A 12,996-nucleotide genomic window follows, 5' to 3' on the forward strand; every position below is an offset into this window, starting at 1 on the left:
CTATATGTCGTTTTGATCTTTAAAATAAAAACGTAATATACACAAAATATTACGAAATTTTTAAAGAGAAAAATAATAAGTGAGGGAGGGGAATGAATATTTAGGAACATATCTGTATGAAAAAGAGTCTCTTACTATGCACAATTTCTGGAAGCATATTGTGCTCCCAGTCTACTTTGTCTTATGCTTTGGATGCGGTAGCACCTGTAATTGAAAGATTAAACGTTAGAAACCTTCCTCCTTTGAAGCCTGCCACATATCCATCAATCATGGGCATCAACCTTGCTCCTATGAACTCTATATCTGGACATAATGAAGCTATAATAAGGCACAGAGGAACCGGTGAAGGATATAATCCTACAGAAATCATAGCTCCTCCTCCTTTAATGGAAATTTCTGTAGTACCGTTGCCTGCCGCCACGCATAGCAATCATCACGGTAGCCATACAGAACCCCCGATTGTAGAATCTTCACCTACGGAATTACCACCCTATTCCGCAAATTATCCAACAGAACCTCCACTTGAAGGATTAATACAGCCTCCCTATCCTCCAGGTTACCCACCACCTCCTCCATTGGAAGGATTGCCATACCCCCCCAATCCCAATCACCCACCATATCCTCCATTTGAGAGATTACCTCATTCCCCCCATTATCCTCTAGGTCACTTACCACATCCTCCATTGATGGAATTACCACAGCCCAACCATCATCCAGGTTCCCAACCACTTCCCCCGTTGGCGGAATTACCACAACCATCCTATCCTCCAAACCGCCAGGATGAAAATGCCATCTCTATGGAGCGTCCATCTGTAGAATCTACAGATAGAGAAACTGTACCCAGAAAACCTGATGCTACAGGCAATACAGAATTAAAACCCGGAAGACATCCAGATGCAGTTCTCAATTCAGAAATATCCCACTCTACCTCTGAAAGACCAAAACAAGAGAAACCCATACCAGAACGACCTATTGAACAGGATGGAGACATACAATCTGAAATCAGTGCAGAAAAAAATAAAACAACAGTCTTACATAATGCTAACGTACAAAGCGATTATGTCGCTGTAAATTCAAGAGGAGAAAATGCCACAATAGAAATAGTAGGAGGTACAATTCTTTCAAAATTTATCGGATTAAATGCGTCAGATGGCGGAAACATTGATGCTACAAGCATAAACATAACAGCTGCATCGACCGGTTTGCTAAGCGAAAATGGTACGATAAATCTTGAAGGTTCAACCATTAGAACTACGTATAACTTTGGTGCTCATGGTATTGCTCTCCGAGGCGTTCGCAATGCTCCTTCAAGGTACATTGAAGATGAAAAAAATGAGAATGCTACCCAAGAAGTAAAGATTGTTAATCATGTAACATTAACCAATACAAAAATTTTTTCTGAAAATGGTATTGGCATTGGTGTTTATGGAGCTGGAGCAAATAGTGAAGTTAATCTGATAAATTCAGAAGTACATTCTGACATTTTATCAAAAAATGAAAAGGACAACGGAGCCCCAGCACACATACTTACATTAACGGCAAAAAACTCTCTTTTGGAAGGCAGAGTAAGAGTATTAGAAGATAATAAAACAACCCTTATTTTAAATAATAATACAAAATGGTTATTAAAACAAAATAAAAATACAAGAAATAATGATAAAGATCCATCAGATTATAAACATTATGGAATTGATGCGAGATCATATTCTAATCTTTCTATCTTGAACCTTCAAGATAGCAGCATCGTGTTTGATAAGCCAACAGCAGGAAATTATCAAACACTGTACATAGGATCTAAACTACAACAAGGAGATAACCCCCAAAAAACTACAGTGGTTTATAATGCAACAGGTAAAGCACAAATTCATTTAAACTCTCAATGGAGCAGTAATTATCCAGTAACCGAACAAAAAACAGACCGCATTATTATTGATGGTGATGTCTCTGGAACCACTATAGTTCATATCAATCTCCTTGAAAATAGTAGAGAAATGACTAATAAAAGTCCTGTTGAGAAAGAATATGCTGTATCTTTCTCTCCAGAAACAGATGGAATTTCAATAATTCAAATCTCTGGACCAGCCAATAAAAACTCCTTCAAAATGGAGAAAGAATACTTTGTAATGGGCGGTTCACCTTATAGATACACTCTCACGGCCTATCAGCCAAAAATGTCTGATGCTAATCAAAACCTGTTTGGCAGGAAAGACAACAATTTTTGGGACTTCCGATTACAAAGATCCCCTCTTCCACAGGTTGCAAATTATTTGGTTATGCCAAATGCTGTATTTTCTGCTGGACTCGTTGATATAAACAATCAAAATATACTGTTAAGTAATATGCGAACAACAGTATTTGAATCAGAATATAACGAAAAACGAGGTATCTTCTTCTCCCCTTATGGAGAGAAAGCTAATTTATTTTCAAATCATAAACCTCGGCATCATGGCTATGATGCTAGTATGAATTATGCTGCTTTACAAGTAGGTGCACCATTAGCTGCATTAGAAGGAGAAGACACCACCACACATTTTGGTCTTTTAGGTTCATATGGAAAGCTCTCTTTCACTCCAAAAGATGTGAAAGATTCTGAAAAAACTCAACTCAGTAAATGGTCAGCGATAGCTTACGGTGACTTCCAGCATAAGAATGGTACATATCTAAATGCACTTCTTTCCTACGGATTGCTAAAAGGAAATATCACCACAGCTATCATAGGCACTGCAGCAGAATTAGATAATGCAAGGGCATTAAGTGCATCTGCCACCATTGGACAAAGATTAGCGACTAGTACCAAGGGGCTCACTTTTGAACCACAGATGCAACTTATTTATCAAAAATTGATGTTTGGAACCATTTCTGATGTTCAAAGCTTTGAAGTAAATGTAGGTAGTCTTCATCAATTATTGATACGTATCGGAGGACGTTTAATCCAAACGACAACTACAACCGAAGAAGATAACCGTATTTCATTTTATGGAAAATTAAATTTTCTAAAAGCTTTTGGGAATGGTGGAACAATAAAAATTGTTGACAATTTTCACATTGATAAAATCGGATCTTCGATTGAGGGTGGAATCGGCATTAATGCATATCTGTCTCAACATATTGCACTTCACGGTGATATTAGTTACCGGCATAAACTCCAAAAAGAAGGCGTATCTGGAACAAATTTTTCTGGGGGAATACACTATCTTTTTTAGAAAATGTCACTATCTGATCATATCTAAAGGCGGCATCTGTGCCGCTTTTTTTATTAGTTAAAGTTTATTTTTAGAAAAACCTATATAATAAAAATAAAAAGGAGACTCCTACATAGAGAAAGCCACCTCTTTACTCAAAAACAAAAGCAAGAACCCTTTACAGACTCAAGCAGGAGTAAAAAACCTACTCCTGAGATAAAACCCACACTACAATGAGCAGGTTTTTAATAACAACAAAATAATAGCCGTACACACTACAGTACTAAAATATTCAAAAATATCCAACAGCAATCTCAGAGTGCGCATCAACTGATAATCATTGCAATTACTTAGAACGCCCAATACCAATCAAAACTGGATCATAAATCTTATCAGTTTCTTTTAAAGAACTGGCTCCTTGCATATCATGAAAAAGATCATTAACTGCCACTAAGTGACTTTGAAGCAATTCACTATTACGGTGCAGTTTTTCTTGTAAATCAGACAATAAAGTCTTTACTTCATTCTCTATGTCTTGATTCATGTAGCGTTTCACATCGCTCATAGATTTATTCAAATCACGTAAGCCACGCGTCTTACATAAACTAACTTCTTCATAATCTGGAATACCGTTACTTTCTAGCATATTGCTCTCATAGTCGATCACTTGTGCCAATCCCTTAACAGCAGCAACAAATTTTTTCATCGCCCAATCACGATCAATGAGATCATTGCCAAGAACTGTTGCTTTTGGCGCAACACCACCATCACTATATTGTGCTACAGACATTTCATTTCCCCTTCAAAAACACTACATTTAATCTTGATCCTAAATAAAGATAATCAAGAGCCCTCCCTTCAATGCTGAGGCGATAAATTTAGTCTATTATGCAGATAATCATACAAATAGTAGTACAACGATCCATAACAACCAATACCCATCCAGCTCTTAATTCGTCATACAAAACTCCCATGCACACCTGCTCATAAATCATTATTGGCATGACAAAAGTTTCATAAAACGCTCTACCCCTCTCAAGTGATCCCCGCAAAATAGGCAATAAAAATCATAAATTTCCAAATTCATACTGCCTATTTTTAATAAAAATTTGCAGTCTGTAAAAATTCAAATTTCTAAAAGATTCTAGCATTTTTACCCTCCACAACGCTTGGTGTATATTCACCCAACAGTGCAGCAACTTAGCACCTTACAAGAACATACTAAATCAAACTTAAAAAGCCTGCTCTTCTAGCATGCCATACCCTGCACATGTACAATAATCTTGCATAAATACAAAATTTGTCAACAGAAGAACGTCATCTAAACAATTTCTAACTAATATAACAGATGAATTTTAGTAATAAAAACCCTATGTAACCCTCACAAATCTTCCTTTTTACACAAGAATGAGGTACAAAAAACATCCCTCCTATTCATACTTTATCAGATGATAAAAATCCTCTATGGATCAATCTGTATGAGATAGAAACTCACACTTTTTACTTTCTAAACATTCAATTTCTAAACATTCAAAAAGAATATTTGTTAGTTTTTCTTTGTCTGTGGTGCGAATCTGTTCTTTTCAGCTGCTGCCAACATTTCTTTTCTTCTGAAATAGATCGCCCGTCCACATCGTAAAGGCGATTGTCCTTGCATGAAAATGATTTGCTCATCTTGACGCATATCCTGAATAATCTCATGAGGCAAAATAAGTGCCCTTTGCTGATAGTTAATATTTTGAGAACTTTTCCCAAAAGACAAACCTTTAGGTTTGCTTATTCCAGTTACTTCAACGGTCATTTGACCACAGCGTTCCGACATATCCTTAGCTGTTTGTAAATCTTTAATAGCAGCATAACTCACAAATGAACAACTTTCAAACCATGATCTAGCTCCTGACTCTCCGAAATGGTTCACTAACTGACCATAAGATTGATAAAACAGCATCAAAGATGTGCCATATTTACGGCCACGATCGCGCGCCTCTTCCAAAACATTCATATAACCAAGAAGATCAACTTCATCTAACACAAACAAAACACGTTTTTTATAATTCCCATCGGCCATAACCATAGCATTTAAAAAAGCACCGATAATCACACGTCCAATCCCTGGATAACTATTTAAAATGCTTGCAGGTAGATTGAGAAAAACATCCATATTACCATTTGCAATATCCGAAGATGAGAAGTCGCTACCACAAACAAGATCGGCATAATTGGACAAAGAGAGCCACTGTGTATCTTTTGACGCAGTTGTGTAAACCCCAGAAAAAGTTTGATCTGCCATTTCCGTAAAAATACCAACCATTTCACGAATAAAAGGAGAGAATGAAGTTTCTTGAATATTGCGCAATTGTTCAATAATAACCGCTTCTGGTTGAGAAAGAATCTTGCGTAATGTTTTTAAATTACGCTCACTCTCTTCATATTCATCAGAAAATATGACATGTGCAAGAAGAGCAGACAAAAGATTATGTGCTTGTGTTGAAAAATATTCCGCGGAGGAATTATCTGATTTTTTATCTGTTAAAAGCAACTTAGCAAAACTAACAATATTAGCCTCACGTTGTGCACGCGGTACCTTGTCGTTTAACAACCAATCGATGACATTAAAATTTTTTGTCCATGCCGAATTTGGATCGAGAACAATAACATTTCTATTATCCATTTTCTCACGCGCAAATTTAACCATTGGCGCAACCTCCGTTGAAGGGTCAAGACAAACTACAGATCCCGAATATGTTAAACACGTCGGAACCACCGTACTTGTCGTTTTATACCCACCAGAACCAGCAAAAAAAATCATGTGGGTTGAACCAAAATCAAGATTAAAAGTTAGCAAAGGTGCTTTTCCACCTTTACCCCACGTTTCTTTATTACTTGGCACAAAAGAAATATTGCGCACACTATCTTGGTCAACACGATATCTTTCACCAACCACAATTTGACCATCTGGAGGAAAAATTTTCGCGGCATCTCTTAAATTCATCCATGATGCATTCCCAAAAACCCCTTTTTTTGCACGCTTCACATTACTAATCCGAGGAGAAGTTATAATGCCTTGAACAATTAAAAGAACAATTCCAGCAACTGTGCCAAAAACAACCATAGGATCCATAAATCTTAAAGCATATCCCCAAGTTATTCCGTTTTGACCAACATAAGGACTTAAACGTTTAATTTCATGACAAAAATAATAAAGAGCAACACCACCAAAAAAAACAGCTGAAACAAACGTTATCGCTTTTTGCAGATGTAATTTTTGCAGCATAGTATAAATAAACGCCGCAACAACAACTGAAATCAGAACCAACAATGGTTCTGCACGAAAATACCAATAGGCCTGACTTGTCGTTAACCCATTTGCCGCAAACAACAACAGATGCGGAACAAGGAATATTATTAAAGCACCAAAAACAATAGGAGCAAAAATAAACACCAACTGTATCTTTGTATATTTCATTATATTGTGACCTTCAGTTTTTCAGGATATGCTGTAAAAAAGCCATCTCTCTATGAGTGATTATGAAAATAATCCCCATACATAAATGTTAAAACGAGGATGCGCGTCCTAACCCTCTTTGGCTGACCATAGACATCTCTTTAGAACAAACAACTCTTATTGTTTGAGAAAACCTGTATGCTTCCTTGGCTTGCTGAACAATACCTATGACTTCCATTGCTTTCCCACCTGAAATGCCAATACTTTCAGCGAGCGTCTTATAATCGTTATCCTGTACAGCTTTCTTTTCTTCCAAAGATAAACGGTTGTTTAATTTTTGAACAAAACTGTTGAGCTCTTTCCGTATCTCAGGATAATGAAATAAAACGTCTTTCTGTTCTGCTGGTGGTAAAGAAAAGAGATCTCGTAAATCCTGACTTGGTAATTTTACAAATTGTGATTTGCGTTGTTGCTCTTTTTTATGCTCATTAAGGAACTCTGCTCTAACATGTGTTACAACACTTGCATAATTTGTGACGGCCGCGCTAAGCAACGAAATATTCGCTTCAGAATTGATGCGTGCTCGACTTTTTAAGAACAACAAATTGACTCCTGCCAAAGGAGAAATAGATGTTGGATATCGCTTAATTTGATTAGAAAATCGATCCCCAAAACTCGGCTCCATATCCATCATGTCCATCTTTTCATCTAACTTATTGGAATGACCAAAAACAATTTTTGATAGTTTGCAAACCTGTGCTCTACAAGTCTGAACACGAGCATCACCTCGAAGTAATTCAACAATTTCTTCCTTCATTAGAGGATTTATTTTTTCTGCTGGAATGAGAATATTTCTGAACTCTTGCAATGTTCGAGCAGTAAAGACAACACGCTCACCAATCTTGAAATTTTTTAACTGTTCTGGCGAAAGATGATCTGGACTGCCAACCACATAACCATGAAAAACATCAACCATAAAACTATCAGAACTAGCACCTTTATAAATACCGTTATAGGTTACTCCTCCCTCGACATCCATAACAAGATACCGATTAATATTATTCTGATTAGTAAGATTTCTTCTCATCTGATTTATAAATTTCCTTTCAATTAAAGAAGGGTTTTTTGTTAGATCTGAAATCTCAAAAACAAACGTTACACAAATCCAAAAACCATATTTCCTTGCCCCTACATAAACAAATGTCATGCATTTTTCTGATACAAACATTGAGCAATGAAGGGGCAAAGCATGCGTTTTTAGCTCGCCATAGCTAGCGCAACAGGACGACGACGAACCAGATCTTGAGAAAGACGATGTACTTCTTTGGCACAACAAATAATATTAGAAATTTCCTTTGCTTTCTCTCCTGATACACCAATGCTTGTAGCAAGTTGTTCATGATCACGGTTATTTACCGCTCTCTTTTCTTCTACCGATAAGCGAGAATTTAATGAAGTTATAAGAGAACCAAGTTCTTTCTGCATGCTAGGATTCTGAAGCAAAATCTCTTTCTGTTCTTCCTTTGATAAAGAAAAAAGATTTCTTAACTCTTGACTCGGCATTTTAACAGATTTCGATTTACGTTGTTGTGCTTCTTGATGCTCTTTATGGATCTCACCTTTAGACTGTCTTATAGCAGTCATATATTTTGAAAATGCAGCGCCAAGAAGATGGGCACTATTTTCAGCCTCAACACGCGACTGGCTTTTGACAAAAAAAACATCAATCCCTGCAAAAGAAGAAACAGATGTTGGATACCGCCCAATTTGACCAGAAAATCGATCGCCAAAACCTGGATCTATCAAAGCCTTTTCCAACTGTTTATTTAATTTATTCGGATTACCATAAACAATTCCTGATAACTTACAAACTTGTTCTTTAGTAAACTGAACACAAACATCTTCTCTAAGCATTGCAGCAACTTCTTCCTTTGCTAAAGGATTTACCTGTTCTGCTGGAATGAGAACACCACCATCATTAGCTTCCTGTTTCATATAATTTAAACTCCTTAAAATAATTTTTACTACTTCGGAAATACCCGAAAACAAACTTTTTAGAGGGCAAAATCGCCATCTCATATTATTCTTTAGCCAATAAATGCCCTGCATTTTTTAATGAAAGTGCAAATAACAAAAATGCAAGGCACTGCACTTTTTAGCTGACCATAATCACCGCTTTAGAGCGATGAATTTTATTAGCTCGCCATAGCTATCGTTTTGGGACGATGAGCCCTAGACTGAGCAATCCGAGAACCACCAGAAGGAACCCGCAGCACTGCATCAGAATGAGCCTTAACAGCTTCAGGAGAAACCTTAACGACACCAAGAGATGCCTTAACAGAACAAAGAGAGGCTTTAATGTCAGAAGAAGACCGACCTACGCTGGGGAAAGATTTAAGGACATCAGGGGAAGTGCTAACGGAGCGAACAGGAACCGGAGGAGGTGCACGATGAGGACCACCAGTAGAACGCGACGAAACCGGATGAACTGCACGGGGAGGAACCATGGCAACACGAGGAGGTGCAGCCTGTGGTGCCTCACGAAGCGGAGCCTTAACAGTACGAGGCGCAACCTTTGGTGCCTCACGAAGCGGAGCCTTAACAGTACGAGGTGCGGCCTGTGGTGCCTCACGAAGGGGGGCCTTGACAGTACGAGGTGCAGCCTGTAGTGCCTCACGAAGGGGATCCTTAACAGTGCGAGGTGCGGCCTGTGGTGCCTCACGAAGCGGAACCTTGACAGTACGAGGTGCGGCCTGTGGTGCCTCACGAAGGGGATCCTTAACAGTGCGAAGTACAACATGAGGAGTTTCACAAAGAGACTCCTGAGCAGATGGACGAGAAGGAACCGGAGGAGGCGCACGACGAGGTCTCACAACAGTTTCAGAAGAAACTCTCACCTCTTGACAAGCAGCCTGAGTAGCTTCCAAAGGCGCTCGAATCTCCTGCGGAGAAACTTCAGGCGCTTTAGCAGCAACTTTGACTATCTGAACAAGTGAACAAGCTTCCTGTGCTTTCTGAAACAAATTTACAATTTTCTCCGCTTTACTTCCTGATGTGCCAATACTTGCTGCGAGGCCTCGATAATCATTACGCTCTATCGCACTCTTTTCTCCTGCAGATAAACGAGATTGCAATTGAGACATGAAGCTAGCAAGTTCTTTCTGCAATGAAATAGAAGTAGATAATTTTTCTTCTTGTTTGTCTTTTGGAGAAGAAAGAAGAGCTTGCAAATCTTTGCTCGGCATTTTAACAACCTGTTCTTTGCGATACTGTTGTTCCTTATGCTCTAAAGTAATTGCTCCTTCAGCATGCCTTACAGCATTTGCATAGCCTGCGAGTGATAAACAAAGCGGCATAACACTTGCTTCAGCATCTATACGCGTCTGACTTTTCTTTGAAAAGAGCTGAACTCCTGCCAAAGAAGAAATAGATTGCGGATTTTTTAAAATTTGGTTAAAAAATTGCCCACTCAATTCTGGATCTTTATTAAGCGCACGCAACTTTTCATCCAATGTACTAGAATGACCATAAACAGTTTTTGAAAGCTCTCGAACCTTCTCTCTACTCGCCCTAACGCCTGCATCCTCTTGAAGCAGTTTAAGAATTTCTTCCTTCGTTAAAGGCTTTATTTTTTCCGATGGGATGAGTGTCTCTCTTACCTCTTGAGCTGTAGGAACGGTAAAGCTGATACACAAACCAGCTTTAAAACTTTTTAATTGTTCTGGTGTAAACCAATCTTCATCGCAAACAACATAACTACTTGCAAGCTCGACAACGACACTGCCAAGACCAGATCCTTTATATATGCCTTCATAAGTTCTACCTTCCCTTGCAGGAGAAACCGAATAGCTGCTGGGTCTAACATGAATTTTACTTTTTGTCTTTTTCATAGTATCTATAAATTCCTTTCAATTAAATCTGTATCGGATACTTCCGAAAACAGATGTTACACAGAGCTAAATTCTGTCTTACCTCGCCACAGCATCAACAAATGCTTACATTTTCCGGTACAAGCATTGGTTATGAAGAGGCGAGGCTTTGCATTTTTAGCCGACCATGGCCATTACTTTAGCCATTCATAGCCATCGCTTGAGAGCGATGAACTGGAGGTTTTGCAGCAATTTGTTGACGCATTTTAACTATTTTTGAATAGTCATGTGCGTCTGAAGCTTTTTGAACCATTTCTGTAATATCTCTTGCTTCCCGCCGTGATACGCCGAGACTTTTGGCCAATTTCTGATAGTTCGAATTATCTATTGCCTGCATATCTGATGATGATAAGCGAGAGCTTATTTTTTTACAAAAATTACCAACTTGATCCCGCATCATAGAGGAGGTAACCAAAATTTCTCTCTGGCATTTTACTGGTAAATTAAGAAAATCTACTACATCCTTACTCGGCATATGAACAGTCTGCCCTCGACGCTCTTGCATTTTTTGGTAATCTCTTAAAATTTCCTTCTCAACATGGTTTACGACACGTCCATAAATTACAAGCGCACTACAAAGAAAGGAAACATTATCTTCAGCATCAACGCGCCTTTGATTTTTGATGCAACATAGATCAATCCCTGCCAAAGAAGAAACAGATCGAGGAGATCTTGAAATCTGCTCAGCAAAACCGCTGCTTGAACTTGGATTGTTGAGGATCTCCTCCATCACACCATTCACCGCTTTGTGGTTTCCATAAACAATGCTTGCCAATTTATGAACTTGTTCAGTGGCCACCTGAACACGAACATCCTCCTGCAACATTGTAATCAATTCAGTTTTCGTGAGAGGATCAAATTTTCTGGGTGGAATCAAAACTTTTTTAAGCCCTTCATCCGATGGATATCTCAAAACGAAATCATCCCTAGGCTTTAACATTTTTAGCATTGCACGTGCAGGAATCTCTCCCTCACCAAAAGCATCAGCATCTCTAACATCGAATATATAACTATCAAAGCTATTTTGACTACTAACACCTTTATGAGACGTACTATCACTTGAAATTGTCGAGGAACCATAACCAGAAACTGTTGAATCTATAGAAGCACTCGAACTAATATCAGTATTTTTCATATCATTAAAAACTCCTTTTAAATCGTTGCTTTATCTGTATCGAATATCTCCAAAAACGGAGACTTATTTGACCAAGATTTTCATCTTGACCTACCGCTATATACGCAAACGCTATGTATTCCACAGCACAAGTGTAAATAATGAAAAGTCCAAATTTTGCCTTTTTAGCTAGCCATAGCCATCACATTGGAACGTTGCCGAGGTTTGGCAAGAACTGGGCTCTTCTCATGTTTTTCAATAAACTTTGCATAACTGCTTGCATCTACCGTTGCTTGAATTAGTTCAGAAATTTCCTTTGCTTCTCCTGCTGGCACACCAAGACTTGCAGCAAGTTTCCGATGATTATTCTCAGAAACCCATTTTCTTTCTCTTGATGATAAACGCCTCTGGCATTGTTGTGCAAAAGTATGAACCTCTCCCCGCATCTCCGGAGAACTAATCAAAACTTCTCTTTGCTCACCTACCGATAAAGCAAGAAGGTCACGCACTTTTCGATTTATCATTACACCAGTTCTTTCTTGAACTCCTTGACACTCTCTACGAATGTCCATTCCAACACGGACTAAAGTACGTGAATAATTTTCAACTGCATTCTGAAACAGCGGAATATGATTTTCAGCTTCAACGCGTGCATTACTTTTTAAGCAAAATAACTCAAAACCTGCCAAAGATGAAACAGACCTAGGATTTGATACGATTTGCTGACACAATTGCACACTCAATTGTGGATCTTTATTAATCGCCTCCAGCCTTCTTTTCCACGCACTAGAATTGCCATAAACAACTCTTGCACACCTATCAACGCGCTCTCTCTGCGCTTTTACATCAAGATCTTCTTGTACCATTTCGGCAACTTCTTCTTTCGCTAAAGGCGTATACCTCCTTGCTGGAATGAGAATTCGATCTGGCTCTTTAAATTCTGCAACTTCAACACTAAGACTCTCCTCAAAACTACTGCTTTCAGACAATCCGTCATAATCTGAAGTTGCCTCACCAACTACACCCGTATGCTGAATATTGGGTTTTATCTTTTTCATAGTATCTACAATTCCTTTCAATTAAATCTGTATCGGATGATTCCGAAAACAAAATATTTATACCCAAGACTTTAGTCTCACTTTGTGTCGCTATCCTTCTAAAATTTTAAGCATTTCAGGATGAAGCGTTATACCCCCCAACCACATATACGCCGGCGGCAAAATCCACTGCTTGAAAGTGCTTTTGCAATTCTTCCGACATAAAAAATGTAAAACGATCAATTGTTATTCTTTTCATACGTATTTCCTCTTAACTTTATTAACTATT

The 12,996-nt window shown here is 38.3% G+C and carries 9 protein-coding genes; 1 reads left to right on the forward strand and 8 read right to left on the reverse strand.

Annotated elements, in window-relative coordinates:
• Window positions 1-116 precede the first annotated feature (116 nt).
• The gene (locus tag V4P54_RS04295; RefSeq protein ID WP_455476811.1) at window positions 117-3,203 is read left to right on the forward strand and encodes an autotransporter outer membrane beta-barrel domain-containing protein; all 3,087 of its coding nucleotides are present in this window, start codon (window positions 117-119) and stop codon (window positions 3,201-3,203) included.
• A gap of 325 nt (window positions 3,204-3,528) precedes the next feature.
• Here the strand turns inward: V4P54_RS04295 and V4P54_RS04300 are convergent, their stop codons facing one another.
• From V4P54_RS04300 to V4P54_RS04335, 8 genes are all read right to left on the reverse strand, one after another.
• Window positions 3,529-3,972: a flagellar protein FlgN gene (locus tag V4P54_RS04300; RefSeq protein ID WP_455476812.1), complete on the reverse strand. Its 444-nt coding sequence runs from the start codon at window positions 3,970-3,972 to the stop codon at window positions 3,529-3,531.
• A 756-nt stretch (window positions 3,973-4,728) separates the two neighbouring features.
• The gene (gene traG / locus V4P54_RS04305; RefSeq protein WP_455476813.1) at window positions 4,729-6,648 is read right to left on the reverse strand and encodes a Ti-type conjugative transfer system protein TraG; all 1,920 of its coding nucleotides are present in this window, start codon (window positions 6,646-6,648) and stop codon (window positions 4,729-4,731) included.
• Between the two features lie 88 nt (window positions 6,649-6,736).
• Window positions 6,737-7,834, reverse strand: a complete 1,098-nt coding sequence (locus V4P54_RS04310) for a BID domain-containing T4SS effector (RefSeq protein WP_455476814.1) — start codon at window positions 7,832-7,834, stop codon at window positions 6,737-6,739.
• Window positions 7,835-7,884: 50 nt separating this feature from the next.
• Window positions 7,885-8,622, reverse strand: a complete 738-nt coding sequence (locus V4P54_RS04315; RefSeq protein WP_455476815.1) for a BID domain-containing T4SS effector — start codon at window positions 8,620-8,622, stop codon at window positions 7,885-7,887.
• A gap of 200 nt (window positions 8,623-8,822) precedes the next feature.
• Window positions 8,823-10,517 carry a BID domain-containing T4SS effector gene (locus V4P54_RS04320; RefSeq protein WP_455476816.1) on the reverse strand — a complete coding sequence of 565 codons (1,695 nt, stop codon included), beginning with the start codon at window positions 10,515-10,517 and terminating at the stop codon, window positions 8,823-8,825.
• Between the two features lie 178 nt (window positions 10,518-10,695).
• Window positions 10,696-11,691: a BID domain-containing T4SS effector gene (locus V4P54_RS04325; RefSeq protein ID WP_455476817.1), complete on the reverse strand. Its 996-nt coding sequence runs from the start codon at window positions 11,689-11,691 to the stop codon at window positions 10,696-10,698.
• A 164-nt stretch (window positions 11,692-11,855) separates the two neighbouring features.
• Window positions 11,856-12,728 (reverse strand): BID domain-containing T4SS effector, encoded by an 873-nt coding sequence (locus V4P54_RS04330; protein ID WP_455476818.1) that lies wholly within the window; start codon window positions 12,726-12,728, stop codon window positions 11,856-11,858.
• A gap of 115 nt (window positions 12,729-12,843) precedes the next feature.
• Window positions 12,844-12,966, reverse strand: a complete 123-nt coding sequence (locus tag V4P54_RS04335) for a hypothetical protein (RefSeq protein ID WP_455476819.1) — start codon at window positions 12,964-12,966, stop codon at window positions 12,844-12,846.
• Window positions 12,967-12,996 lie beyond the last annotated feature (30 nt).

Source organism: Bartonella sp. B41 (genome assembly GCF_053795765.1).

Coding starts and splice junctions, on each gene's coding strand:
- V4P54_RS04295 (WP_455476811.1), top strand. CDS start 117: ATGAAAAAGAGTCTCTTACTATGCACAATTTCTGGAAGCATATTGTGC.
- V4P54_RS04300 (WP_455476812.1), bottom strand. CDS start 3,972: ATGTCTGTAGCACAATATAGTGATGGTGGTGTTGCGCCAAAAGCAACA.
- traG (WP_455476813.1), bottom strand. CDS start 6,648: ATGAAATATACAAAGATACAGTTGGTGTTTATTTTTGCTCCTATTGTT.
- V4P54_RS04310 (WP_455476814.1), bottom strand. CDS start 7,834: ATGACATTTGTTTATGTAGGGGCAAGGAAATATGGTTTTTGGATTTGT.
- V4P54_RS04315 (WP_455476815.1), bottom strand. CDS start 8,622: ATGAAACAGGAAGCTAATGATGGTGGTGTTCTCATTCCAGCAGAACAG.
- V4P54_RS04320 (WP_455476816.1), bottom strand. CDS start 10,517: ATGAAAAAGACAAAAAGTAAAATTCATGTTAGACCCAGCAGCTATTCG.
- V4P54_RS04325 (WP_455476817.1), bottom strand. CDS start 11,691: ATGAAAAATACTGATATTAGTTCGAGTGCTTCTATAGATTCAACAGTT.
- V4P54_RS04330 (WP_455476818.1), bottom strand. CDS start 12,728: ATGAAAAAGATAAAACCCAATATTCAGCATACGGGTGTAGTTGGTGAG.
- V4P54_RS04335 (WP_455476819.1), bottom strand. CDS start 12,966: ATGAAAAGAATAACAATTGATCGTTTTACATTTTTTATGTCGGAAGAA.